We start from the raw sequence: 25869 nt of genomic DNA, 5'->3' as shown, positions 1-25869 counted from the left end.
GCAAAAGGTTCCTTTAGGGGGGGGTTAGTCCCTATACTTGTCCGTTATCCCTATTTATTCCCGGAACAGGCACGAGGTGCGTGGTGGATTTCCCTTCCCGTTTTGAAGTGATCGTCATCGGCGGCGGCCATGCCGGAACCGAGGCTGCGCTTGCGTCTGCACGCATGGGTGTGAAAACCCTGCTGCTGACCCACAACGTGGAAACCCTCGGGCACATGAGCTGCAACCCGGCCATTGGTGGCATTGGTAAAAGCCATCTGGTCAAAGAGATCGATGCCCTCGGTGGCGCCATGGCGCTGGCCACCGACAAGAGCGGTATTCAATTCCGCGTGTTGAACAACCGCAAAGGCCCAGCCGTGCGTGCTACCCGGGCCCAGGCCGACCGTGCCATCTACAAGGCGGTGGTACGTGAGATACTCGAGAACCAGCCGAACCTGTGGATATTCCAGCAGTCGTGCGACGACCTGATCGTCGAGCAGGACCAGGTACGCGGTGTGGTGACGCAGATGGGTCTGCGCTTCATGGCCGATTCCGTGGTACTGACCACCGGGACCTTCCTTGCCGGACTTATCCACATCGGTCTGCAGAACTACTCCGGCGGCCGTGCCGGCGATCCACCGGCTATTGCCCTGGCTCATCGCCTGCGTGAACTGCCGCTGCGCGTCGGCCGCCTGAAAACCGGTACGCCGCCGCGTATCGACGGGCGCTCGGTGGATTTCTCGGTCATGTCAGAGCAGCCTGGCGATACGCCGATCCCGGTCATGTCGTTCATGGGCGACAAGGCCATGCACCCGCGTCAGGTCAGTTGCTGGATTACCCACACCAACGCGCGTACCCACGAAATCATTGCGTCGAACCTGGATCGCTCGCCGATGTACTCGGGCGTGATCGAAGGCATTGGCCCGCGTTATTGCCCATCGATCGAAGACAAGATCCACCGCTTCGCCGACAAGGAAAGCCACCAGGTCTTCATCGAGCCGGAAGGGCTGAATACCCACGAGCTGTATCCGAACGGGATTTCCACCTCGTTGCCGTTCGACGTGCAACTGCAGATCGTGCGCTCGATTCGCGGTATGGAAAACGCGCACATCGTGCGCCCGGGCTACGCCATCGAGTACGACTACTTCGATCCGCGCGACCTGAAGTACAGCCTGGAAACCAAGGTGATCGGCGGCCTGTTCTTCGCGGGTCAGATCAACGGCACCACCGGCTACGAAGAAGCCGGCGCCCAGGGCCTGCTGGCCGGAACCAATGCGGCACTGCGTGCGCAGGGCCGCGACAGCTGGTGCCCGCGCCGCGACGAGGCGTACATCGGCGTGCTGGTCGACGACCTGATTACCCTGGGTACCCAGGAGCCATACCGGATGTTCACCTCGCGTGCCGAATACCGGCTGATCCTGCGGGAAGACAACGCCGACCTGCGCTTGACCGAAAAAGGTCGCGAGCTTGGCCTGGTCGATGACGCACGCTGGGCGGCGTTCACTGCCAAGCGCGAGGGTATCGAGCGTGAAGAGCAACGCCTGAAGTCGACCTGGGTGCGCCCGGGTACCGAGCAGGGCAATGCGATCGCGGAGAAATTCGGTACACCGCTGAGCCATGAGTACAACCTGCTCAACCTGCTGACCCGGCCGGAGATCGACTACGCTGGCCTGATCGAAGTGACCGGCGGCGAAGGCGCCGAGGCGCAAGTGGCCGAACAGGTCGAGATCAAGACCAAATATGCCGGTTACATTGACCGGCAACAGGAAGAAATCGCTCGCCTGCGTGCCAGCGAAGACACCCGCCTGCCCGAGGATATCGACTACAGCGGTATTTCCGGGTTGTCCAAGGAGATCCAGGGCAAGCTCGGGCAGACCCGCCCCGAGACCCTTGGCCAGGCCTCGCGTATTCCCGGTGTGACGCCGGCGGCGATTTCCCTGTTGCTGATTCACCTGAAAAAACGCGGCGCTGGCCGCGAGTTGGAGCAAAGCGCTTGAGTTCTATGGTCACCGACAAACATGCCGAGGAGTTGTCCACAGGCGCCCGCGCATTAGGCCTCGACTTGAGTGCCGCGCAGCAGGAACAACTGCTGGCGTACCTGGGCCTGCTGATCAAGTGGAACAAGGCGTATAACCTGACTGCCGTCCGCGACCCGGACGAGATGGTCTCCCGCCACCTGCTCGACAGCCTCAGCGTCATGGCGTTTATCCACAGCGACAGTCCGCGCTGGCTCGACGTCGGCAGCGGTGGTGGCATGCCGGGCATTCCACTGGCGATCCTGCATCCGGACAAACAGGTCACGGTGCTCGACAGCAACGGCAAGAAAACGCGCTTCCTGACCCAGGTCAAACTGGAGCTGAAGCTGGCCAACCTCACGGTTATCCACAAGCGCGTCGAAGCGTTCCAGCCGGCACAGCCGTTCACTGGGATCATCTCGCGCGCGTTCAGCAGTATGGAAAACTTCACCAACTGGACGCGGCACCTGGGCGATGCCCAGACGCAGTGGCTGGCAATGAAAGGGCTGCATCCTGCCGATGAGCTGGTAGCATTGCCGGCAGATTTCAAAGTGGATAGCGAGCAGGCCTTGACCGTTCCGGGTTGCCAAGGCCAACGCCATCTGCTGATACTGCGCCGCACGGCATGACTGGGAACACAAGCAAGAATGGCTAAGGTATTCGCAATTGCGAACCAGAAGGGTGGTGTGGGTAAAACCACCACCTGTATCAATCTCGCCGCATCGTTGGTCGCTACCAAGCGCCGGGTGCTGCTGATCGATCTCGATCCACAGGGCAACGCCACCATGGGTAGCGGTGTGGATAAACACGTCCTGGAACATTCGGTCTATGACCTGCTGATCGGCGAATGCGACCTGGCCCAGGCCATGCATTTCTCCGAGCACGGCGGTTATCAGCTGCTGCCGGCCAACCGCGACCTGACTGCCGCCGAGGTGGTGCTGCTGGAAATGCAGATGAAGGAAAGTCGTCTGCGCACGGCCCTTGCGCCGATTCGGGAAAACTACGATTACATCCTGATCGACTGCCCGCCATCGCTGTCGATGCTGACGCTCAACGCCCTGGTTGCCGCCGATGGCGTGATCATTCCAATGCAATGTGAATACTTTGCCCTGGAAGGCCTGAGCGACCTTGTGGATAACATCAAGCGCATTGGCGAACGACTGAATCCCCAGCTCAAGATCGAAGGCCTGCTGCGGACCATGTACGATCCACGCCTGAGCCTGATCAACGATGTTTCGGCACAGCTCAAGGAACACTTCGGCGATCAGCTCTACGACACGGTGATCCCGCGCAACATTCGCCTGGCCGAGGCGCCGAGTTTCGGTATGCCGGCTCTGGCCTACGACAAGCAGTCGCGCGGCGCCCTGGCCTATCTGGCGCTCGCCAGTGAACTGGTCCGTCGTCAACGTCGTCAAACCCGCACTGCACAGGCAACTTAAGGAATCCGCATGGCCGTTAAGAAACGAGGTCTCGGACGTGGGTTGGATGCACTGCTGAGTGGTCCGACTGTCAGCGCGCTTGAAGAGCAGGCTGTCAAGGTCGACCAGAAAGAACTGCAACACCTGCCTCTGGATCTGATCGAGCGTGGCAAATATCAGCCACGCCGCGACATGGACCCGCAGGCGCTCGAAGAACTGGCGCACTCGATCAAGAGCCAGGGCGTGATGCAGCCGATCGTGGTTCGCCCGGTGGGCGACAACCGCTTCGAGATCATTGCCGGTGAACGCCGCTGGCGTGCCAGCCAGCAGGCCGGCATGGAGACCATCCCGGCGATGGTCCGCGATGTGCCCGACGAAGCGGCCATTGCGATGGCCCTGATCGAGAACATCCAGCGCGAAGACCTCAACCCGGTCGAAGAAGCGATCGCCTTGCAGCGTCTGCAGCAGGAGTTCCAGCTGACCCAGCAACAGGTCGCCGATGCAGTCGGCAAGTCGCGGGTGACCGTGGCCAACCTGTTGCGGTTGATCTCTCTGCCGGACGTGATCAAGACCATGCTCTCGCACGGTGATCTGGAGATGGGCCATGCCCGCGCCCTGCTGGGTTTGCCTGATGAGCAGCAGGTGGATGGGGCGCGACACGTTGTCGCACGCGGCCTGACCGTTCGTCAGACCGAGGCGCTGGTGCGCCAGTGGCTCAACGGCAAGCCTGAGCCGGTCGAAGCGGCCAAGCCGGACCCGGACATCACTCGCCTTGAACAGCGGCTGGCAGAGCGCCTGGGCTCGGCCGTACAGATCCGCCACGGTAACAAGGGCAAAGGCCAGTTGGTAATTCGTTACAACTCGTTAGATGAGTTACAGGGTGTGCTAGCTCACATCCGCTGAAACAATTCCATTTGTAGCGCGCAGTCGGAAATCACTACCCGGCAGTTGAATAGGGGTCAAACCGCCCCTATACTCTGCGCGCATTTTGTCGGCACAAATTATGCCAAGTCATAGCTGACGGGTTGGCCGACTTTCGAGGAGCAGTTGTGATGGAAACCCGCACGCCAAACCGCTTGCCTTTCCATCGCTGGGCGGTTTTTCCGGTACTGCTGACTCAATGTGTCGTGCTGTTGTTGGCAAGCTTGGCGTTGTGGCAATGGCATGGAGCGGTCAGCGGATATTCGGGACTCTGCGGAGGACTGATTGCCTGGCTGCCGAATGTGTACTTTGCCTATAAGGCGTTCCGTTTTACCGGCGCCCGGGCAGCGCAGGCCATCGTCAAGTCGTTTTACGCGGGCGAGGCAGGCAAATTGATTTTGACGGCAGTGCTGTTCGCACTGACGTTTGCAGGAGTGAAGCCATTGGCGCCATTAGCAGTATTCGGCGTCTTCCTGCTGACCCAGTTGGTCAGCTGGTTCGCGCCCCTGCTGATGAATATAAGACTTTCGAGACCTTAGGGCGTTTGAGGCAAACATGGCAGCAGAAACCGCTTCGGGCTATATCCAGCACCACTTGCAGAACTTGACCTTCGGTCAACTACCAGACGGCGGTTGGGGTTTTGCCCATTCCGCAGCAGAAGCCAAAGCAATGGGCTTCTGGGCGTTCCACGTGGACACCCTGGGTTGGTCCGTTGCACTGGGTCTGATTTTCATCCTCGTGTTCCGCGCGGCGGCGAAGAAGGCAACCTCGGGTCAGCCCGGCGGTCTGCAGAACTTCGTTGAAGTGCTGGTCGAATTCGTCAACGGCAGCGTCAAGGACTCGTTCCATGGTCGCAGCCCGGTGATCGCTCCGCTGGCGCTGACCATCTTCGTCTGGGTGTTCCTGATGAACGCCATCGACCTGGTACCGGTCGACTGGATTCCTCAGCTGGCCATCCTGATCTCCGGCGATCCGCACATTCCGTTCCGCGCGGTGTCGACCACCGACCCGAACGCGACCATGGCCATGGCCTTCTGCGTGTTCGCCCTGATCATCTTCTACAGCATCAAGGTCAAGGGCCTGGGCGGCTTCCTCGGTGAACTGACCCTGCACCCGTTCGGCAGCAAGAACATCTTTGTTCAGATCCTGCTGATTCCGGTCAACTTCCTGCTCGAATTCGTCACCCTGATCGCCAAGCCGATCTCGCTGGCCCTGCGTCTGTTCGGCAACATGTACGCCGGTGAGCTGGTGTTCATCCTGATTGCCGTGATGTTCGGTGCCGGCCTGCTGTGGCTCAGCGGCCTGGGCGTGGTGCTGCAATGGGCGTGGGCGGTGTTCCACATCCTGATCATCACCCTGCAAGCGTTCATCTTCATGATGCTTACCATCGTCTACCTGTCGATGGCTCACGAAGATAACCATTAAGACCGCCTGGCGTGTCTGATGACCCTTTCGCCAGCACGGGGGAGGGTCGAAAACGTCCGCAAGGGCAGCTGTAAAAAACGATTTTGTTTTACCGCTTCAAACTAAAAAACCTAACCAATACGACGTAAAAGTCGGGAGGAAAGATGGAAACTGTAGTTGGTCTTACCGCTATCGCTGTTGCTCTGCTGATCGGCCTGGGTGCTCTGGGTACCGCCATTGGTTTCGGCCTGCTGGGCGGCAAGTTCCTGGAAGGCGCTGCTCGCCAGCCAGAGATGGTTCCAATGCTGCAAGTTAAAATGTTCATCGTTGCCGGTCTGCTCGACGCCGTAACCATGATCGGTGTTGGTATCGCTCTGTTCTTCACCTTCGCTAATCCCTTCGTTGGTCAGATCGCTGGCTAATCACTCGGTTTTTCGAGTGTGTTGGTGTGATGGACAAAGAACGAGCGAGGTGTTGGCGTGAACATTAATGCAACCCTGATTGGCCAGTCCGTTGCGTTCTTCATCTTTGTGCTGTTCTGCATGAAGTTCGTGTGGCCTCCGGTCATCGCGGCTTTGCAAGAACGTCAGAAGAAGATCGCGGATGGACTGGACGCTGCCAACCGAGCAGCTCGCGACCTGGAGCTGGCCCAAGATAAAGTGGGTCAGCAACTGCGCGAAGCGAAGGCTCAGGCAGCTGAAATCGTAGAGCAGGCGAAGAAACGCGGTGCTCAGATCGTCGAGGAAGCCCGTGATCAGGCCCGCGTCGAAGCTGACCGTGTGAAAGCTCAGGCTCTGGCCGAGATCGAACAGGAACTGAACGGTGCCAAAGACGCGCTGCGCGCCCAAGTGGGTAGCCTGGCTGTTGAAGGTGCTGAAAAGATCCTTGGCGCCACAATCGATCAAAACGCGCATGCGGAGCTGGTTAACAAACTGGCCGCTGAAATTTAAGCGAGGGCGATCATGGCAGAACTGACCACGTTGGCCCGACCTTACGCTAAGGCTGCCTTTGAGCACGCCCAGGCCCATCAGCAACTGGCCAATTGGTCAGCCATGCTCGGCCTGGCTGCTGCGGTGTCGCAAGACGACACCATGCAGCGCCTGCTCAAGGCCCCGCGACTGACGAGCGCACAAAAGGCCGCCGCGTTTATCGACGTGTGCGGTGACAAGTTCGATGCACAGGCACAGAATTTCATTCATGTTGCCGCGGAAAACGAACGTCTCCAGCTGTTGCCGGAGATTTCGGCGCTGTTCGACCTGTACAAGGCCGAGCAAGAGAAATCCGTGGACGTGGAAGTCACCAGTGCTTTTGCGTTGAACCAAGAACAGCAAGACAAACTCGCCAAGGTTCTCAGTGCACGGCTCAGCCGGGAAGTGCGCCTGCATGCGACGGAGGATGCCAGCCTGATTGGTGGTGTCGTTATCCGCGCCGGCGACCTGGTTATCGATGGCTCTGTTCGCGGCAAAATCGCGAAACTGGCCGAAGCATTGAAATCTTGAGTTTGAAGGGGCAGCAGAGCAATGCAGCAACTCAATCCTTCCGAAATTAGTGAAATCATCAAGGGTCGCATCGAGAAGCTCGATGTGACCTCCCAAGCCCGCAACGAAGGTACTGTCGTCAGCGTTTCTGACGGCATCGTGCGGATTCACGGTCTGGCCGACGCTATGTACGGCGAAATGATCGAGTTTCCAGGCGGCGTCTTCGGTATGGCCCTCAACCTGGAGCAAGACTCCGTTGGTGCGGTAGTACTGGGCGCTTACGACACCCTCGCTGAAGGCATGAGTGCCAAGTGCACCGGCCGCATCCTGGAAGTTCCAGTTGGTAAGGAACTGCTGGGTCGCGTTGTCGACGCACTGGGTAACCCAATCGACGGCAAAGGCCCACTGGGCAACACCGAGACCGACGCGGTCGAGAAAGTTGCTCCGGGCGTTATCTGGCGTAAATCGGTAGACCAGCCTGTACAGACTGGCTACAAATCGGTTGACGCCATGATCCCTGTCGGCCGTGGCCAGCGTGAGCTGATCATCGGTGACCGTCAGATCGGTAAGACCGCCATGGCGATCGACGCCATCATCAACCAGAAAGACTCCGGTATTTTCTGCGTTTATGTCGCTGTCGGCCAAAAGCGTTCCACCGTTGCCAACATCGTTCGCAAGCTGGAAGAAAACGGCGCCCTGGCCAACACCATCGTGGTTGTTGCCAGTGCTTCGGAATCCGCCGCACTGCAATTCCTGGCGCCATACGCCGGTTGCACCATGGGCGAGTTCTTCCGTGACCGCGGTGAAGACGCACTGATCGTTTACGATGACCTGTCCAAGCAGGCCGTTGCCTACCGTCAGATCTCCCTGCTGCTGCGCCGTCCACCAGGACGTGAAGCGTACCCAGGTGACGTGTTCTATCTCCACTCCCGTCTGCTGGAGCGTGCATCGCGCGTTTCCGAAGAGTACGTCGAGAAGTTCACCAACGGTGCTGTAACTGGCAAAACCGGTTCCCTGACCGCACTGCCGATCATCGAAACCCAGGCTGGCGACGTTTCCGCGTTCGTTCCGACCAACGTGATCTCGATCACCGACGGTCAGATCTTCCTGGAATCGGCCATGTTCAACTCGGGCATCCGCCCTGCAGTGAACGCCGGTGTTTCGGTATCCCGTGTGGGTGGTGCCGCTCAGACCAAGATCATCAAGAAGCTTTCCGGTGGTATCCGTACCGCTCTGGCTCAGTACCGTGAACTGGCAGCATTCGCCCAGTTCGCATCTGACCTGGACGAAGCCACCCGCAAGCAGCTGGAACACGGTCAACGTGTTACCGAGCTGATGAAGCAGAAGCAATACGCTCCAATGTCCATCGCGGACATGGCGCTGTCGCTGTATGCCGCTGAGCGTGGGTTCCTGACCGACGTTGAAATCGCCAAGATCGGTAGCTTCGAACAAGCGCTGATCTCCTACTTCAACCGTGATCACGCCGAACTGATGGCGAAGATCAACGTGAAGGGTGACTTCAACGACGAAATCGACGCTGGCATCAAAGCCGGTATCGAGAAGTTCAAGGCCACCCAAACCTGGTAAGCCGCAGCGGGGGCTTTGCAGCCCCCGCTTGCTAACCTGATAGGTGTTACATGGCAGGCGCAAAAGAGATTCGCAGTAAGATTGCGAGCATCAAAAGCACGCAAAAAATTACCAGCGCCATGGAAAAAGTGGCGGTCAGCAAGATGCGCAAGGCTCAAATGCGCATGGCTGCTAGCCGTCCTTATGCGGAGCGTATCCGCCAGGTGATCGGTCATCTGGCCAACGCCAACCCGGAATACCGCCACCCGTTCATGATCGATCGCCCTGTAAAGCGCGTCGGCTATGTCGTGGTGAGCAGTGACCGTGGTCTGTGCGGCGGCTTGAACACCAACCTGTTCAAGGCCCTGGTCAAGGACATGTCGGCCAACCGCGAGCAAGGTATCGAAATTGATCTTTGCGTGGTGGGCAGCAAGGGTGCGGCGTTTTTCCGCAGCTTCGGCGGTAACGTCGTTGCAGCGATCAGCCACCTGGGCGAAGAGCCATCGATCAATGATCTGATCGGCAGCGTCAAGGTCATGCTGGACGCCTACCTGGATGGTCGTATCGATCGTCTGTCCGTGGTATCGAACAAGTTCATCAATACCATGACGCAACAGCCAACGGTCGAGCAGTTGATTCCGTTGGTCGCAACCCCGGATCAAGAACTCAAGCACCACTGGGACTACCTCTACGAACCTGACGCCAAAGAGCTGCTGGACGGCCTGATGGTGCGTTACGTGGAGTCGCAGGTCTACCAGGCGGTGGTCGAGAACAACGCTGCTGAACAAGCGGCGCGGATGATCGCAATGAAAAACGCCACCGACAACGCCGGCGACCTGATCAGCGAATTGCAGCTGATCTACAACAAGGCGCGTCAGGCTGCGATCACCCAAGAGATCTCGGAAATCGTCGGCGGCGCTGCCGCGGTTTAACGGTTCAAATATTCAGAGGATCCAGCTATGAGTAGCGGACGTATCGTTCAAATCATCGGCGCCGTCATCGACGTGGAATTCCCACGTGACAGCGTTCCGAGTGTCTATAACGCGCTGAAAGTACAAGGCGCGGAAACCACCCTGGAAGTTCAGCAGCAGCTGGGCGACGGCGTGGTTCGTACCATTGCGATGGGTTCCACCGAAGGCCTGAAACGTGGCCTGGACGTGGTAGACAGCGGCGCAGCCATCTCCGTACCGGTCGGTAAAGCGACACTGGGCCGGATCATGGACGTGCTGGGCAACCCGATTGACGAAGCAGGTCCGATCGGCGAAGAAGAGCGTTGGGGTATCCACCGTCCTGCTCCGTCCTTCGCTGACCAGGCAGGCGGTAACGACCTGCTGGAAACCGGCATCAAGGTTATCGACCTGGTTTGCCCGTTCGCCAAAGGCGGTAAAGTTGGTCTGTTCGGTGGTGCCGGTGTAGGCAAGACCGTAAACATGATGGAACTGATCCGTAACATCGCGATCGAGCACAGCGGTTATTCCGTGTTCGCCGGTGTGGGTGAGCGTACTCGTGAGGGTAACGATTTCTACCACGAGATGAAGGATTCCAACGTACTGGACAAGGTTGCCCTTGTTTACGGTCAGATGAACGAGCCACCAGGAAACCGTCTGCGCGTAGCGCTGACCGGCCTGACCATGGCTGAGAAGTTCCGTGACGAAGGTAACGACGTTCTGCTGTTCGTCGACAACATCTATCGTTACACCCTGGCCGGTACCGAAGTATCCGCACTGCTGGGCCGTATGCCGTCGGCAGTAGGTTACCAGCCGACCCTGGCTGAAGAGATGGGCGTTCTGCAAGAACGTATCACTTCGACCAAGGAAGGTTCGATCACCTCGATCCAGGCCGTATACGTACCTGCGGACGACCTGACCGACCCGTCGCCAGCGACCACCTTCGCCCACTTGGACGCCACCGTCGTACTGTCCCGTGACATCGCCTCCCTGGGTATCTACCCAGCGGTCGATCCACTGGACTCGACTTCGCGCCAGCTGGACCCGAACGTCATCGGCAACGAGCACTACGACACCGCGCGTGGCGTTCAGTACGTACTGCAGCGCTACAAAGAGCTGAAGGACATCATTGCGATTCTGGGTATGGACGAGCTGTCCGAAACCGATAAGCAACTGGTATCCCGCGCTCGTAAGATCCAGCGTTTCCTGTCCCAGCCGTTCTTCGTGGCTGAAGTCTTCACTGGTTCCCCAGGTAAATACGTTTCCCTGAAAGACACCATTGCTGGCTTCAAAGGCATCCTCAACGGTGACTACGACCATCTGCCAGAACAAGCGTTCTACATGGTCGGCGCCATCGAAGAAGCGGTCGAGAAAGCCAAGAAACTGTAATCCCGGCGCCCCGCAAGGGGCGCTAATCAGGTTGAGGCAAGCAGATGGCTATGACAGTCCATTGCGACATCGTCAGCGCGGAAGGAGAGATTTTCTCCGGTCTGGTCGAAATGTTGGTTGCGCACGGCAACCTGGGTGACCTTGGTGTCGCTCCAGGCCACGCCCCGCTGATCACCAATTTGAAGCCAGGCCCGATCACGCTGACCAAGCAGGGTGGCGCCCAAGAGGTGTTCTACATCTCTGGTGGTTTCCTCGAGGTTCAGCCGAACATGGTCAAGGTGCTTGCCGATACCGTGCAACGTGCTGCCGACCTGGATGAAGCTCAGGCTCAGGATGCCGTCAAGGCCGCCGAGAAAGCCCTGAACGAGAAAGGCGCGGATTTCGATTACGGAGCCGCTGCTGCACGTCTGGCCGAGGCCGCAGCTCAGCTGCGTACCGTCCAGCAAATGCGCAAAGGCAAGTAAGCCGGCATTTTGCCGATTGCTTTCGTTGCGATTGAGTAAAAGGGTAGCCTCGGCTACCCTTTTTCTTTTTCCGCTTTTTATCTCCGGTCATCTCGCTGACCGCCCAGGATTGGTAGCCAGTAATGTCGCTTGATATCGTTATTCTCGCCGCAGGCCAAGGCACTCGCATGCGTTCGGCACTGCCCAAGGTTCTGCACCCGATCGCCGGCGATTCCATGCTTGGGCATGTTATCCACAGCGCTCGGCAGCTTCAGCCACACGGTGTCCATGTGGTTATCGGGCATGGTGCTGAATTGGTTCGCGAGCGCTTGGCCGCCGATGATCTGAATTTTGTCCTGCAGGACAAACAACTGGGTACCGGCCACGCCGTCGCCCAGGCCCTGCCGGCGCTGACTGCCGACACCGTGCTGATCCTCTACGGGGATGTGCCGCTGATCGAAGTCGACACCCTCAAGCGCCTGCTGGCGCTGGTCACACCGACCCAATTGGGCCTGCTGACCGTCACGCTGGATGATCCGACCGGCTACGGTCGCATCGTTCGCGATGCCCAGGGCCAGGTCACTGCTATCGTCGAGCACAAGGATGCCAACGAAGCGCAGAAGGCTATCCAGGAAGGCAATACCGGTATTCTCGCGGTGCCGGCTGCACGTCTGGCCGATTGGCTGGGGCGTCTGTCGAACAACAATGCCCAGGGTGAGTATTACCTGACCGACGTGATCGCCATGGCCGTGGCCGATGGCCTGGTGGTGGCCACCGAGCAACCGCACGACCCGATGGAAGTGCAGGGCGCCAACGACCGTCGCCAACTGGCCGAACTGGAGCGTCACTACCAGTTGCGCGAAGCTCGCCGTTTGATGGCCCTGGGTGTCACCCTGCGTGATCCGGCGCGTTTCGACGTGCGCGGCCAGGTCAGCGTCGGTCGCGATGTGCTGATCGATGTCAACGTGATCCTCGAAGGCCGCGTCGAAATCGAAGACGGCGTGGTCATCGGTCCGAACTGTGTGATCAAGAACAGCGTGCTGCGCAAAGGCGTGGTGGTCAAAGCCAACAGCCACCTGGAAGGTGCAGTGATGGGCGAGGGCAGCGATGCCGGCCCGTTCGCGCGGCTGCGCCCGGGCAGCGTGCTGGAAGCCCGCGCCCATGTGGGTAACTTTGTAGAGCTGAAGAATGCCCACCTCGGCGAAGGCGCCAAAGCTGGCCACCTGACCTACCTGGGCGACGCTGAAGTCGGCGCTCGTACCAACATCGGTGCCGGTACCATCACCTGCAACTACGATGGGGCGAACAAGTTCAAGACGGTGCTGGGCGAAGACGTGTTCATCGGTTCGAACAACTCGCTGGTTGCGCCTGTGGATATCCAGGCTGGGGCGACCACGGCGGCCGGTTCTACCATCACCCAGAATGTCGAGGCTGCGCAGTTGGCCGTAGGCCGTGCCCGGCAACGCAACATCGATGGCTGGAAGCGTCCCGAGAAAATCAAGAAAAGCTGATCTTATTCACAGCTGAGCGGAAAGGCCGACTGGATTGTGTATAAGTCGGCCTTTCTGCGTTATGTTGCCCACAGGCACGTGTCTGTGGGTAAAACTCGGTACGCCGCCGTTATACACACTGTCGGAAAATCCTGTTCGCCTGCTTGACGACTCGAAAGCTTTAGGTTTTGATTGCCACCATTATCTTTCGAATCGAAACTTAGGCCCCATGTCGAAACGCAACACACCCCAACGCCGCCACAACATCCTGGCGCTGCTCAACGCGCAGGGCGAGGTGAGCGTGGATGCGTTGGCCAAGCGTTTCGAAACATCCGAAGTGACCATTCGCAAGGACCTGGCCGCGCTGGAGTCGCATGGGCTGTTACTGCGCCGCTACGGTGGTGCGGTGACCATGCCGCAGGAACTGATTGCTGGCCAAGGCCAGCAAGTGTCCCTGTATAAGCAGGCGATTGCCCGGGCGGCGGTAGCGCGTATCCGCGAACATGCGCGGATCATCATCGACAGCGGCAGTACCACCGCCTCGATGATCCCGGAACTGGGCCAGCAACCAGGTCTGGTGGTGATGACCAATTCGTTGAATGTGGCCCGAGCCTTGAGCGAACTGGAGCACGAACCGGTGTTGCTGATGACGGGCGGTACCTGGGACCCGCATTCGGAATCGTTCCAGGGCCAGGTCGCCGAACAGGTTCTGCGCTCATACGATTTCGACCAGTTGTTCATCGGGGCCGATGGCATCGACTTGCAGCGCGGTACCACCACGTTCAACGAACTGCTTGGCCTGAGCCGGGTGATGGCCGAAGTGGCCCGTGAAGTGATCGTGATGGTCGAATCCGACAAGGTCGGGCGCAAGATCCCGAACCTTGAGCTGCCCTGGAGCAGCATCAATACCCTGATTACCGACGAGCGCTTGCCAAATGAGGCGCGCTCACAGATTGAAGACCGCGGCATCAACGTTATCTGCGCCGCAATCAGCTAGGAGCATTAAGTATGTGTGGGATCGTTGGTGCCGTTGCCGAGCGCAACATTACAGCCATTCTGATCGAAGGCCTCAAGCGCCTGGAATACCGTGGTTATGACAGCGCCGGCCTGGCCGTCTACACCCAGCAGGGCAGCCTGGAACGCCGCCGTCGCATCGGCAAGGTCAGTGAGCTGGAGGCTGCCGCGGCCGCCGAGCCGCTGAACGGCCAGTTGGGTATCGCCCACACCCGCTGGGCTACCCATGGCGCACCGACCGAGCACAACGCCCACCCGCATTTCTCCGCCAGCGAAGTGGCGGTGGTGCACAACGGCATCATCGAGAACCACGAAGCCCTGCGCGAACAGCTCAAAGGCCTGGGCTACGTGTTCAGCTCGCAAACCGACACCGAAGTGATCGTGCACCTGATGCACCACACCCTGAAAAGCGTGCCTGATCTGGCCGACGCCTTGAAAGCTGTGGTCAAGCAACTGCACGGCGCCTATGGCCTGGCGGTGATCAGCGCGAAGCAGCCTGACCGTCTGGTTGCCGCCCGCAGCGGCAGCCCACTGGTGATTGGCCTGGGCCTGGGCGAGAACTTCCTGGCCTCCGACCAACTGGCCCTGCGTCAGGTTACCGACCGCTTCATGTACCTGGAAGAAGGCGATATCGCCGACATCCGTCGCGATCAGGTGCGGATCTGGGACGTCGATGGCAACGCCGTCGAGCGTGAAACCGTGCAGTACCACGAAGGCGCCGAAGCGGCCGACAAGGGCGAGTACCGCCACTTCATGCTCAAGGAAATCCATGAGCAGCCACGTGTGGTGCAGCGCACTCTGGAAGGCCGTCTGGGCAGCGACCATGTTCTGGTGCAGGCTTTTGGCCCGCAAGCTGCCGAGCTGTTTACCAAGGTGCGCAACGTGCAGATCGTCGCCTGCGGCACCAGCTACCATGCCGGGATGGTCGCGCGTTACTGGCTCGAAGAACTGGCCGGTATTCCGTGCCAGGTCGAAGTGGCCAGCGAGTTCCGCTACCGCAAAGTAGTCGTGCAGCCAGACACTCTGTTCGTCTCCATTTCGCAGTCCGGCGAAACCGCCGACACCCTGGCCGCCCTGCGCAATGCCAAGGCCCTGGGCTTCCTGGCGAGCCTGGCGATCTGCAACGTCGGCATCAGCTCGCTGGTGCGTGAGTCGGACCTGACCCTGCTGACCCTGGCTGGCCCGGAAATCGGCGTGGCATCGACCAAGGCCTTCACTACCCAGCTGGTTTCGCTGATGCTGCTGACCTTGGCCCTGGGCCAGGTGCGTGGCACCTTGGCGGCGGGCGTCGAAGCCGAGCTGGTCGAAGAACTACGCCGCCTGCCGGTACGCCTGGGCGAAGCATTGGCCATGGACGCCACCGTCGAGAAGATTTCCGAGCTGTTCGCCGACAAGCACCACACCCTGTTCCTTGGCCGCGGTGCGCAGTTCCCGGTAGCAATGGAAGGTGCCTTGAAGCTCAAGGAAATCTCCTATATCCACGCTGAAGCTTACCCGGCTGGCGAGCTCAAGCACGGCCCGCTGGCACTGGTCGACAACGACATGCCGGTCGTCACCGTGGCGCCGAACAACGAGTTGCTGGAAAAGCTGAAATCCAACCTGCAGGAAGTGCGGGCCCGTGGCGGCGAGCTGATCGTCTTCGCCGACGAGCAAGCTGGCATGAGCAACGGTGAAGGTACGCACGTGATCAACGTGCCGCACATCATCGATGCGCTGGCGCCGATCCTCTACACCATCCCGCTGCAACTGTTGTCGTACTACGTTGCCGTGCTCAAGGGCACCGATGTCGACCAGCCGCGCAACCTGGCCAAGTCGGTGACGGTGGAGTAAGCCGCTGTCGTACTGATGCGTTATCCACAACCCCCTGCCACGGCAGGGGGTTTTTGTTTTGTTGGCAGGCATTCTTTCGCTATATATTTTCGTATATTACGAGGGCATCCTGCCGATCAAGGAGCCGCTGGATGCGATGGAGCGCAAGGTTCGGGCGATGATCCGTCTGTTCCAGCAACGGCCGTCGGCGTCAAAGGTGCTGATGGTCGAACTGACCAACGACACACCGCGCCTGCCCACGGTGTATTTCGAGCGCTGGACGCAGCAGGCGCAGCAAAGTGTCGCCTGTTTGCGCAAATGGATGGAGAACGGTTTGCTGGCGCCGGTCGACCCGCACCATCTGCTGCTGACCCTGGCGGCGATCGCGCAGTCGTGTATCAGCCAGGGCTGGCCACTGCCGGGGATCAATGCGAAGAGCGGGCTGCAGGAAATCGACTACGACGCCGCCGCAACCACGGCGACGCGCTTGTTGCTGCGCGGGATCATCCCCGACGGCGGCTAAGCCTGGAGGGGTTATCTCACCGTTACACGCCGGGTGTTATCGCCAGAAGATGAGGCGCAACGGCCCTAAATAGCGGTCCTTCGTCAGTTTAGGAGATCTCTTACAGTAGATGCTTGGCTTGGATCAATTTGTTTCCGGCGACTTCGAATAGTGTTTTGGGCCCAGTCTCACTTCATGGACGAAACACGATGCACAACCTTGATCGATCCCTCGATATCCAGCCCTTGCAGGGCGCGGACATGACCATCCTGCTCGACGGCAAAGCGGTGGCTGCGGCTGCCGGTGAAACCGTGTTGAGTGTTTTGCACGCGGTCGGCCAGCGGCAGATCGGCCGCAACGACCACGGCCAGGTCAGCGGTGCTTTTTGTGGTATGGGCGTGTGCCAATGCTGTCTGGTCGCAATCAATGGTCGGCCCAAGCGCCGCGCCTGTCAGACCGTGGTGCAGCCCGGCATGCAGGTCGACACCCTGGTCAATCGCGTGGTCGCACAGGAGGCCTTATGAGCATGCGCCCGGTGATTGTCGGTGGTGGCTCGGCGGGAATGGCGGCGGCCATCGAATTGGCCCGGCATGGCGTCGACAGTGTGCTGATCGACGAAGCCTCGCGCCTGGGCGGCGTGGTTTACCGTGGCCCGCTGCGCAGTGGCGTCGACCTCGGCTATCTCGGCGCACGCTACAGCAATGCGCTGAAGCAACTGCACAAGGACTTCGACGCCAGCCGCAGCCATATCGATGTACGCCTGAATACCCGGGTCGTCGGTGGCGAAGGCGGCCAGCGCTTGATGGTGCTGGACGCCGACGAGCAGCTCGGTGAAGTCGAATTCAGCCACTTGCTGCTGTCGGCCGGCTGCCATGAGCGCAATGTGCCGTTTCCTGGCTGGACCTTGCCTGGGGTGATCCTGCTCGGTGGCCTGCAACTGCAGATCAAGAGTGGTGTGGTCAAGCCGCTGGGTACCACGGTGATTGCTGGCACCGGGCCGTTGCTGCCGCTGGTGGCCTGCCAGTTGCACGCGGCGGGGGTGAAGGTCGAGGGTGTGTATGAAGCCTGTGCATTGGGCAAGATTGCTCGTGAAAGCCTGGCCTTGTTGAACAAACCGCAGCTGTTCCTCGACGGCTTGAGCATGCTCGGCTACCTGAAGCTCAATGGCATCCCGATGCATTACGGCTGGGGTGTGGTCGGTGCGACGGGCCAGGACGAACTCGGCGAAGTGCGCCTGGCACCTTACGGCGACGACTGGCAGCCGGACATGAGCCGCGTGCAGCGGGTCAAGGCGCAAACCCTGGCGGTGGGCTACGGCTTTATCCCGCGGACCCAGCTCAGCCAGCAGATGGGCCTGAACCACAGTTTCAGCGAAGACGGTTACCTGCGCGCCGAAAGCGACGGCTGGCAGCGCAGCAGCGAAGCGCATGTCCACCTGGCCGGCGACCTTTGCGGTATCCGCGGCGGTGAAGCGGCGATGCTCACCGGGCGCATCGCCGCCGTGTCGATGCTGATGCAGGCTGGGGTGATCGGCGACAGCGAGGCCCTCGATCTGCGCGAGCGCTACCTGGGCAAGCTGGGGGCGATCAAACGCTTCCGCGCTGGGGTCGACCGCTATACCTTGCGCGGTAAACAGCAGATCAACCTGCCGAACGAAGACACGCTGATCTGCCGCTGCGAAAACGTCAGCCGCGCCGACATCGACCTGGCCCTGGAGCAGGGTGTGCAAGACATGGCCGGGCTGAAGATGCGTACCCGCGTGAGCATGGGCGATTGCCAGGGGCGGATGTGCGTCGGCTATTGCAACGACCGCCTGCGCCAGGCCACCGGTCGCGCCGACGTCGGCTGGCTGCGGCCGCGCTTCCCGATCGACCCGATACCTTTCTCTGCATTCCAGCACCTTGGCACGGAAGCCTGAACCATGAGCAAAACCTACGATGTTGTGATTGCTGGCGGCGGCGTGATTGGCGCCTCCTGCGCGTATCAGTTGTCCAAGCGCAAGAACCTGAAGATCGCCCTGATCGACGCCAAGCGCCCAGGCAACGCCACCCGTGCTTCGGCTGGCGGCTTGTGGGCTATCGGTGAGTCGGTGGGGCTGGGTTGCGGGGTGATCTTCTTCCGCATGATGTCGGCCAAGCAGAAACGCGAGGCGCAAGGCTCGGCGGTGGTGGTGGACTCGAGCACCCCGCATATCCTGCCGCAGTCCTTCTTCGACTTCGCCTTGCAGTCCAACGCGTTGTATCCACAGCTGCATCAGGAACTGATCGAGCGCCACGGCATGGACTTCAAGTTCGAGCGTACCGGCCTCAAGTACGTGATTTATGACGACGAAGACCGGCTCTACGCCGAGCATATCGTCGCGCAGATCCCGCACCTGGCCGACCAGGTGCGCTGGCTCGACCGCGATACCCTGCGCCGCACCGAGCCTGCGGTGAGCGAGCAGGCGCACGGTGCGCTGGAGTTCCTCTGCGATCACCAGGTCAGCCCGTTCCGCCTGGCCGATGCCTATACCGAGGGGGCACGACAGAATGGCGTCGACCTGTACTTCAACACCAACGTGACGGGGGTGCTGCATCAGGGCTCGCGGGTAACCGGGGTGAAGACGGCCGAGGAGGGCGTGTTCCACTGCCAGACGCTGATCAATGCCGCTGGCGCCTGGGCTGCCGATCTGAGCGAGCAGGCCAGCGGGTTGCGCATTCCGGTGAAGCCGGTGAAGGGCCAGATCTTGCTGACCGAACGCATGCCCAAGCTGCTCAATGGCTGCCTGACCACCAGCGACTGCTACATGGCGCAGAAGGACAACGGCGAGATCCTGATCGGCAGCACCACCGAAGACAAGGGCTTCGACGTCACCACCACCTACCCGGAAATCAACGGGCTGGTGCAGGGCGCGGTGCGCTGCATTCCGGCGCTGGCGCAGGTCAACCTCAAGCGCACCTGGGCCGGGTTGCGGCCGGGTTCGCCGGATGAATTGCCGATTCTCGGGCCGGTGTTTGGCGTGGAGGGTTACCTGAACGCCTGTGGACATTTCCGTACCGGCATTCTGACCTCGGCGATTACCGGAGTTCTGATCGACAAGGTGTTGCACCGCGAGGCGCTGCCGCTGGATATCACACCGTTCCTTGCGGAGCGGTTTGTCGAGCATAAGCAGACAGCGCTCGCCTGATCACTACAACGGCACCTGTAGGGGCCGGCCTTGCCGGCGATGGGGCCAATGTGGCGCCATCGCTGGCGAGGCCAGCGCCCACTGGGATACAGGCTGACTGAGGTCAGATCTGCATGGCCAGACCTTCGACGTTCATCGCTGCCTGGCGCAAGGCTTCGGAACGGGTCGGGTGCGGGTGGCAGGTGAGCGCGATGTCTTCGGCTGATGCGCAGAACTCCATGGCCACGCAGAACTCACCAATCATCTCGCTGACGCTCGGGCCGACCAGGTGCACGCCGAGCACTTCATCGGTGTTGGCATCGGCCAGGACCTTGGCGAAGCCTTCGGTCTCGTGGTTGATCTTGGCGCGGCTGTTGGCGCTGAACGGGAACTTGCCCACTTTGTAGGCGCGACCTTCGGCCTTGAGCTGCTCTTCGGTCTTGCCGACGCAGGCCAGTTCCGGGCGGGTATAGATCACCCCGGGGATCAGGTTGTAGTTCACTTCATGCGCTTTACCGGCGATACGCTCGATACAGGCCACGGCTTCGTCTTCGGCCTTGTGCGCGAGCATCGGCCCCGACGTGACGTCACCGATCACCCAGACACCCGGCACGCCGCTGGCGTGATGTTCGTTGGCGAGCATACCGCGTTTGTCGGTGGCGAGGCCGACGCTCTCCAGGTTCAGTCCCTTGGTGTATGGCCGACGGCCAATGGCGACCAGCACGTAATCGGCTTCCAGGGTTTCTGCCGCGCCGCCGGCAGCCGGCTCCAGGGTCAGGCTGACGCTGTCGGTCGAGGCTGTGGCCTGGGTCACCTTGCTGCCCAGCTTGAAGCTCATGCCTTGCTTGGCCAGCGACTTCTGCAGGGTCTTGGCGGTTTCCTCGTCGGTACCCGGGCAGATGCGATCGAGGTACTCGATCACGGTGACCTGGCTGCCGAGGCGGCGCCACACCGAACCCAGCTCAAGGCCGATCACGCCGGCGCCGATCACCACCAGGTGCTTGGGCACGCTGGGCAGCGCCAGGGCGCCGGTAGAGTCGATGATGCGCTGGTTATCGATGGCCACGCCCGGCAGTGGGGTAGGCTCGGAACCGGTGGCGATGACGATGTCCTTGGCGACCAGCTCGGTGACGCTACCGTCGTCGGCAGTTACCTTGACCTTGCCAACACCGTCCAGCTGACCCCAGCCCTTGATCCAGTCGACCTTGTTCTTGCGGAACAGGTACTCGATGCCCTTGGTCAGGCCGGTCACGCTTTCGTCTTTCTGTTTCATCATTTGCGCGAGGTTCAGGGTCGGCTTGACCTCGATGCCGAGGTTGGCGAACTCGCTGCCAATGGCTGCTTCATACAGCTCGGAGGCATGCAGCAGTGCCTTGGACGGCATGCAACCGACGTTCAGGCAGGTGCCACCGAGGGTGGCGCGGCCTTCCACGCAGGCAACGCTCATACCCAGCTGGCCGGCACGGATGGCGGCGTTGTAACCGCCAGGGCCGCCACCGATGATGACTACATCGTAGGTTTTCATTGTTTTACTCCCGGATGAAGAATCGACAATGGCGCCAAGGTTAGTCTGCTGGGCTATGAATTGTATACAATTTATCTCGCCGACTTTGCTGGCTGGGCGAGCCGCTGGCACTGGCTTGCTGGCTTGCGACCCGGGTTGCGATTAACGGAAAGATCCGGCAGATGAACTACCCTTTTTTCGTGACGTCCGATGAAAAAAGGGAGGCTTATTTATGCTTGCGCAACTTCCACCCGCTTTGCAAAGCCTGCGATTACCCCTGCGCCTGAAGCTCTGGGATGGTCATGAGTTCGATCTTGGGCCAGAACCCAAGGTCACGATCGTGGTGAAGGATCCGCACTTGATCACTCAATTGACACACCCCAGCCTGGACGAATTAGGCGCAGCATTTGTCGAAGGCAAGCTGGAGCTGGAAGGTTCCATCGGTGAAGTGATCCGGGTGTGCGACGCGCTGAGCCAGGCCTTGTTAAAGGATGACGAAGACAATCAACCGCGGCGCGAGGTGCATGACAAGGCCACCGACGCGGCAGCGATCTCCTACCACTACGACCTGTCCAACGCCTTCTACCAACTGTGGCTGGACCGCGACATGGCGTACTCCTGCGCGTACTACAAAACCGACCAGGACACCCTGGAGCAAGCCCAGCACAACAAGTTCGAACACCTGTGCCGCAAACTGCGCTTGCACCAGGGCGACTACCTGCTCGACGTCGGTTGTGGTTGGGGCGGCTTGTCGCGCTATGCCGCGCGCGAGTTCGGCGCCAAGGTATTTGGCATCACCCTGAGCAAGGAGCAACTGAAGCTGGCGCGGGAGCGGGTCAAGGCCGAAGGCCTGGAAGGGCAGGTGGAGCTACAGATTCTCGACTACCGCGACCTGCCGCAGGACGGCCGCTTCGACAAGGTGGTGAGCGTCGGCATGTTTGAGCATGTCGGCCACGCCAACCTCGCGTTGTATTGTCGCAAGTTGTTCGGCGCCGTGCGCGAAGGCGGGCTGGTGATGAATCATGGCATCACCGCCAGGCATGTCGACGGTCGCCCGGTAGGACGCGGTGCCGGCAATTTCATCGAGCGCTATGTGTTCCCCCACGGCGAGCTGCCGCACCTGTCGATGATCAGCGCCAGCATCAGCGAGGTCGGGCTGGAAGTGGTCGATGTGGAAAGCCTGCGCTTGCACTATGCGCGGACGTTGCACGAATGGAGCAAGCGCCTTGAGGCGCAATTGGACAAGGCCGCCACTCTGGTTCCGGAACGCGCCCTGCGCATCTGGCGGTTGTACCTGGCCGGCTGCTCGTACGCCTTCGCCAAGGGCTGGATCAACCTGCACCAGATTCTTGCGGTCAAACCCCTGGCCGATGGCAGCCACAACCTGCCACTGACCCGCGAAGACCTTTACCGCTAATCAGAGAATCGGCGAGATCAGCCGGGCGATGCGCATCCCCAGTTGCTGGATGCGATGGGTGTCGCGGCTGTCCTCGGCGGTGATTTCGTGGGCGCAACCGAAGTCGTTGAGCAGCATGGCCTCGACCTGATCGGCGAGGGCTCGGTCTACGGTCAGCAGCATGATCTCGAAGTTCAGCCGGAACGAGCGGTTGTCCAGGTTGGCGCTGCCGATGGCGCTGACGTCGTTGTCCACCAGCACCACCTTCTGATGCAGAAAGCCCGGTGTGTAGCGGAACATCCGCACGCCGGCGCGCACTGCCTCGAAGGCAAACAGGCTGGAGGCGGCATAGACGATCCGGTGGTCGGCCACCGAGGGGATGAGTATGCGCACGTCCACCCCGCGTAGCACTGCCAGACGCAAGGCGGCGAATACCGCCTCGTCGGGGATGAAGTACGGGCTGGTGATCCACAGCCGCTCGCGCGCGGCATGAATGGCTTCGACGAAGAACAGCGAGCAGGTTTCCTGTGGATCCGCCGGGCCGCTGGCAAGCACCTGGCAGAGTATGCCGTCCTCGGGGTAAGTGTCTGGCAGGATCAGCGGCGGCAGTTCCCGCGCGGCCCAGTACCAGTCTTCGGCAAACGATTCCTGCAGGCAGGCCAGTACGGGGCCACTGACCTGCACGTGGGTGTCGCGCCATGGCGACAGATGCGGGTTGGCGCCCAGGTATTCATCGCCGACGTTGTGCCCGCCGAGAAAGCCCTGCACACCGTCGACCACGACGATCTTGCGGTGGTTGCGGAAGTTGACCTGGAAGCGGTTGAACCAGCCGCGCCGGGTAGCAAACGCGCGGATACTGACGCCGCCGTCACGCAGCGTCTGGGCGTAGCGCGACGGCAGGGCGTGGCTGCCGACACTGTCGTAGAGCACATAGATGCGCACACCTTCGGCGGCCTTTTTCAACAGCAGGCTTTGTAGCTGACGGCCGAGGTTGTCGTCATGAAGGATGAAGAACTGCACCAGCACCGTGTCACGGGCCTGCTCGATGGCGGCGAAGATCGCATCGAAGGTGGCCTTGCCGTCGATCAGCAGGCGCACCTGATTGTTCGCCAGGCATGGCATGCGTCCCAGCTTGGGCATCGCTCGCAGTGCGGCATAGGATTCGGAGTTGCGAGCGGCAAGGGCTTCTTCCACCCACGGTCGCCAGTTGAGATCGGCCATCGCCACGTGCATTTCCTGGTTGGCCTGGCGCCGGGCCTGGATATAGGCGTCGAAGGTGCGGCTGCCGAACACCAGGTAGGGAATCAGCGTCAGGTAGGGAATGAACAGCAGCGACATGGCCCAGGCAATCGCGCCTTGGGCGGTACGCACGGTGAACACCGCATGCAGTGCAGCGATCACCCCGAGCAGGTGAATCAGGCCGATCAGGTAACCGAAGAAGTAGGGGCTGTGGTAATCCATACACATCCTGCTGTCCAGAGGCACTGCCTGCTAACAGAGCATGTTCACGCCTACACTTGCAACCGAAAGCACAAAACGACGTCTAACCCAGTGTCCGGCTCGGGGCCGGGGAACCGAGGAGTAAGTGCATGAAAAGTCGTTCGCCACTGCTGGCATTGCTGGTCGGATTATCGAGCCCGTTGGTGCATGCGCAGATGTTGCAACCCGGCTTGTGGGAATTGACCACCAGTAATATGCAGGTCGATGGCAAGCCGCTGCCGGACATGGCGTTCATGCTCGGCCAACTGAAGAACCTGCCACCGGAACAACGGGCGATGATCGAAGGCGGGCTGGCCAAGCAGGGCATCAGTGTGGCGGGCAACGGCGTGCGCTCGTGCCTGACCCCGGAGCAGGTCAAGACTGACGATATCCCGCTGCAAGATCCACAATCGGGCTGCACGCAGAAGATTACCGAGCGCACCGGCAAGGTCTGGAAGTTCCAGTTCAGTTGCCCGAAAGCCCAGGGCACCGGTGAGGCGCAGTTCCTCAGCGACAGGGAATTCCTGACCAAGGTCAACGGCACGTTCAATGCTTCCGGCGTGCAGCAGCGGGGCAGCATGAGCACCCGCGCGGTGTGGCTGGGCAACGACTGCGGTACGGTCAAGCCACGCACCTGAGCCGGCGTTTCACCATTGCCATTGGCTGTGCGCAACCGCGTCGTGGGCATGCAGGCTTTCTGCATGTTCCACGCGCAGGTTGAAACCGGCCAACCAGGGCAATTGCTTGAGCGCCAGGTTGAGGCGGCGGGCGGCGTCTTCGCAGAACATCAGGTTCTGCCCATTGGCCAGCGCGAAGGCTTGTTCGTCGGCGCGTTTCACCGCCGTTTGCACCGCGGTACCGAGCGCCTGCTCTGCGTGGTCGATTAATGTGCGGAGGGGTAATTGCTCGACGCCTGGCTTCAGTCGGGTCTGCAAATAGGCTGTGCTGCGCTGGCTGTGCGGTGTTGCAACGATCCCTTGGGTGCTGCCTAGCCAGCTCAGTACGGCCTCGTGACTAAGGCTGCGATTGCCGAAATCAGTCAGAAACTGCTGTTGAATCAATTGCCTGGCGAGTGCGGCGGAGCACGGGCAGGTCGATGAGTAATCCAGATTCGCGATTAGTTCCACGTGGAACAATTCATCGTTCAGCTCTGCACTCAGGGTAATCGGGTACGCTTTCCAGCCGGCGAGTGGGCTGAGCAATGCCGGCCGCTTTAAAAGCAGATCGAAATTGATCCGTAGAAAAGCGCTGGCAGAAAGGCTCTGATGCGTGTTCAAGAACCCATCGAGGATCCGCCGCAACAGCGGCACCGAGAGCGGCTCGTGCTCGAGCACCTCCAGCCCCACGTACAGGCGCGACATATGAATGCCGCGCGCTGCACCGTCGTCCAGGCTCACCCCGGCATCCACTGAGGCACGCAACTGCTGAGCCTCCAGTTGAATCGGTAGGGCAATGCCACACATGCCCACCCAATCCAGTGGCAAGGCTTGTTGGCTGATCTGTGCGGCGATATCGGGGAGGCTCAGGGCATTCATGTCGGCACCATCGTTAACGGAGTTCATTGGCAGCCTCCCAGGCGATTACAGCGCAGATCGAAGCGCTGACCACTGGAACTGGAGACGCGATTGAGGGTGGTCCAGCCAACCCTGCGGCTGTAGCCAACCCAGGTTTCGCCATCGCTGGCGACGCCGCTATAGAACGTCAGTTGGCCGTAGCGTGTGCTGCTTTGCGCCCATGAACGCTGTCGCTGCCCTTCATAACCGCGCAAGTACAGCGTGTTGCCGTGGCTTTGCACGCTGTAAAAATTGCCGTCTCGGTCGCTGCAGGCAAGCAGATTGGCGCTACGCGTACACAACGTAGGCGTTACGTTCGGCATGGCGTTTGCCGTAGCGGATGGGCTGAGTAGCAGCATCAGTAAAACGATTTGCCAGAGCAGAGGCTGTTGCACCGCACTTCTCAAAAAGGGACTG

The 25869-nt window shown here is 60.5% G+C and carries 26 protein-coding genes; 22 read left to right on the top strand and 4 right to left on the bottom strand.

The window, feature by feature from the left end; genetic code table 11:
* Nucleotides 1-83 precede the first annotated feature (83 nt).
* The 20 genes from mnmG (at nt 84) to hcnC (ending at nt 19541) form a co-directional block, all read left to right on the top strand.
* Entirely contained in the window at nt 84-1976 is a 1893-nt protein-coding gene (mnmG, locus tag DCO48_RS14325) for a tRNA uridine-5-carboxymethylaminomethyl(34) synthesis enzyme MnmG (protein ID WP_116551266.1), read from the top strand.
* Nucleotides 1973-2623 carry a 16S rRNA (guanine(527)-N(7))-methyltransferase RsmG gene (gene rsmG / locus DCO48_RS14320; RefSeq protein WP_116551265.1) on the top strand — a complete coding sequence of 217 codons (651 nt, stop codon included), beginning with the start codon at nt 1973-1975 and terminating at the stop codon, nt 2621-2623. Before mnmG ends, rsmG begins: the two co-directional genes overlap by 4 nt.
* An 18-nt stretch (nt 2624-2641) precedes the next feature.
* A complete protein-coding gene (locus tag DCO48_RS14315; protein ID WP_116551264.1) occupies nt 2642-3433 on the top strand; it encodes a ParA family protein in 792 nt (263 codons plus the stop codon).
* 9 nt (nt 3434-3442) lie between these two features.
* Complete coding sequence (locus DCO48_RS14310; RefSeq protein WP_116551263.1) at nt 3443-4315, top strand: ParB/RepB/Spo0J family partition protein; 873 nt, start codon at nt 3443-3445, stop codon at nt 4313-4315.
* 149 nt (nt 4316-4464) lie between these two features.
* Complete coding sequence (locus tag DCO48_RS14305) at nt 4465-4872, top strand: F0F1 ATP synthase subunit I (RefSeq protein ID WP_116551262.1); 408 nt, start codon at nt 4465-4467, stop codon at nt 4870-4872.
* Between the two features lie 16 nt (nt 4873-4888).
* On the top strand, nt 4889-5758 hold the full coding sequence (gene atpB, locus DCO48_RS14300; RefSeq protein ID WP_116551261.1) for a F0F1 ATP synthase subunit A: 870 nt from the start codon (nt 4889-4891) through the stop codon (nt 5756-5758).
* Between the two features lie 143 nt (nt 5759-5901).
* Nucleotides 5902-6159, top strand: a complete 258-nt coding sequence (gene atpE, locus DCO48_RS14295) for a F0F1 ATP synthase subunit C (protein ID WP_003097235.1) — start codon at nt 5902-5904, stop codon at nt 6157-6159.
* A 57-nt stretch (nt 6160-6216) separates the two neighbouring features.
* Nucleotides 6217-6687, top strand: a complete 471-nt coding sequence (locus DCO48_RS14290) for a F0F1 ATP synthase subunit B (protein WP_116551260.1) — start codon at nt 6217-6219, stop codon at nt 6685-6687.
* A gap of 12 nt (nt 6688-6699) precedes the next feature.
* Nucleotides 6700-7236, top strand: coding sequence for a F0F1 ATP synthase subunit delta (locus DCO48_RS14285; RefSeq protein WP_116551259.1), 537 nt, complete (start codon nt 6700-6702; stop codon nt 7234-7236).
* A 21-nt stretch (nt 7237-7257) separates the two neighbouring features.
* Nucleotides 7258-8802, top strand: coding sequence for a F0F1 ATP synthase subunit alpha (gene atpA / locus DCO48_RS14280; RefSeq protein ID WP_116551258.1), 1545 nt, complete (start codon nt 7258-7260; stop codon nt 8800-8802).
* 50 nt (nt 8803-8852) lie between these two features.
* A complete protein-coding gene (gene atpG / locus DCO48_RS14275; RefSeq protein WP_116551257.1) occupies nt 8853-9713 on the top strand; it encodes a F0F1 ATP synthase subunit gamma in 861 nt (286 codons plus the stop codon).
* Between the two features lie 27 nt (nt 9714-9740).
* The gene (gene atpD, locus DCO48_RS14270; RefSeq protein WP_116551256.1) at nt 9741-11117 is read left to right on the top strand and encodes a F0F1 ATP synthase subunit beta; all 1377 of its coding nucleotides are present in this window, start codon (nt 9741-9743) and stop codon (nt 11115-11117) included.
* A gap of 44 nt (nt 11118-11161) precedes the next feature.
* On the top strand, nt 11162-11581 hold the full coding sequence (locus DCO48_RS14265) for a F0F1 ATP synthase subunit epsilon (protein ID WP_116551255.1): 420 nt from the start codon (nt 11162-11164) through the stop codon (nt 11579-11581).
* A 122-nt stretch (nt 11582-11703) separates the two neighbouring features.
* Nucleotides 11704-13071 carry a bifunctional UDP-N-acetylglucosamine diphosphorylase/glucosamine-1-phosphate N-acetyltransferase GlmU gene (gene glmU / locus DCO48_RS14260; RefSeq protein WP_116551254.1) on the top strand — a complete coding sequence of 456 codons (1368 nt, stop codon included), beginning with the start codon at nt 11704-11706 and terminating at the stop codon, nt 13069-13071.
* Nucleotides 13072-13279: 208 nt separating this feature from the next.
* A complete protein-coding gene (locus DCO48_RS14255; protein WP_116551253.1) occupies nt 13280-14047 on the top strand; it encodes a DeoR/GlpR family DNA-binding transcription regulator in 768 nt (255 codons plus the stop codon).
* Nucleotides 14048-14058: 11 nt separating this feature from the next.
* Entirely contained in the window at nt 14059-15894 is a 1836-nt protein-coding gene (glmS, locus tag DCO48_RS14250; protein WP_116551252.1) for a glutamine--fructose-6-phosphate transaminase (isomerizing), read from the top strand.
* A 58-nt stretch (nt 15895-15952) separates the two neighbouring features.
* Nucleotides 15953-16396, top strand: a complete 444-nt coding sequence (locus tag DCO48_RS14245; protein ID WP_116551251.1) for a TetR family transcriptional regulator C-terminal domain-containing protein — start codon at nt 15953-15955, stop codon at nt 16394-16396.
* Nucleotides 16397-16584: 188 nt separating this feature from the next.
* On the top strand, nt 16585-16899 hold the full coding sequence (gene hcnA, locus DCO48_RS14240) for a cyanide-forming glycine dehydrogenase subunit HcnA (protein WP_116551250.1): 315 nt from the start codon (nt 16585-16587) through the stop codon (nt 16897-16899).
* Nucleotides 16896-18293: a cyanide-forming glycine dehydrogenase subunit HcnB gene (hcnB, locus tag DCO48_RS14235; protein WP_116551249.1), complete on the top strand. Its 1398-nt coding sequence runs from the start codon at nt 16896-16898 to the stop codon at nt 18291-18293. The genes hcnA and hcnB overlap by 4 nt, the downstream gene beginning before the upstream one ends.
* Nucleotides 18294-18296: 3 nt before the next feature.
* Entirely contained in the window at nt 18297-19541 is a 1245-nt protein-coding gene (gene hcnC / locus DCO48_RS14230) for a cyanide-forming glycine dehydrogenase subunit HcnC (RefSeq protein WP_116551248.1), read from the top strand.
* A 103-nt stretch (nt 19542-19644) separates the two neighbouring features.
* Here hcnC and lpdA read toward each other — a convergent pair whose 3' ends face one another.
* Nucleotides 19645-21045 (bottom strand): dihydrolipoyl dehydrogenase, encoded by a 1401-nt coding sequence (gene lpdA, locus DCO48_RS14225; protein WP_116551247.1) that lies wholly within the window; start codon nt 21043-21045, stop codon nt 19645-19647.
* A gap of 211 nt (nt 21046-21256) precedes the next feature.
* On the opposite strand from lpdA, the gene cfaB reads away from it, so the two are divergent.
* The gene (cfaB, locus tag DCO48_RS14220; protein ID WP_116551246.1) at nt 21257-22441 is read left to right on the top strand and encodes a C17 cyclopropane fatty acid synthase CfaB; all 1185 of its coding nucleotides are present in this window, start codon (nt 21257-21259) and stop codon (nt 22439-22441) included.
* Here the strand turns inward: cfaB and cls are convergent, their stop codons facing one another.
* Nucleotides 22442-23881: a cardiolipin synthase gene (gene cls / locus DCO48_RS14215; protein WP_116551245.1), complete on the bottom strand. Its 1440-nt coding sequence runs from the start codon at nt 23879-23881 to the stop codon at nt 22442-22444.
* Between the two features lie 128 nt (nt 23882-24009).
* Here cls and DCO48_RS14210 point away from each other — a divergent pair, with 128 nt between their 5' ends.
* Nucleotides 24010-24537 carry a DUF3617 domain-containing protein gene (locus DCO48_RS14210; RefSeq protein ID WP_116551244.1) on the top strand — a complete coding sequence of 176 codons (528 nt, stop codon included), beginning with the start codon at nt 24010-24012 and terminating at the stop codon, nt 24535-24537.
* Nucleotides 24538-24546: 9 nt separating this feature from the next.
* On the opposite strand, the gene folE2 is transcribed toward DCO48_RS14210, so the two are convergent.
* Nucleotides 24547-25434 carry a GTP cyclohydrolase FolE2 gene (folE2, locus tag DCO48_RS14205; protein ID WP_116551291.1) on the bottom strand — a complete coding sequence of 296 codons (888 nt, stop codon included), beginning with the start codon at nt 25432-25434 and terminating at the stop codon, nt 24547-24549.
* 23 nt (nt 25435-25457) lie between these two features.
* On the bottom strand, nt 25458-25775 hold the full coding sequence (locus DCO48_RS14200; protein WP_256584075.1) for a glutamine synthetase: 318 nt from the start codon (nt 25773-25775) through the stop codon (nt 25458-25460).
* Nucleotides 25776-25869: the final 94 nt, after the last annotated feature.

It is taken from the genome of Pseudomonas sp. SDI, from assembly GCF_003105155.1.
In the GTDB taxonomy this organism is placed as follows: Bacteria; Pseudomonadota; Gammaproteobacteria; order Pseudomonadales; family Pseudomonadaceae; genus Aquipseudomonas.
This window is presented reverse-complemented; position numbering and strand designations above follow the sequence as displayed.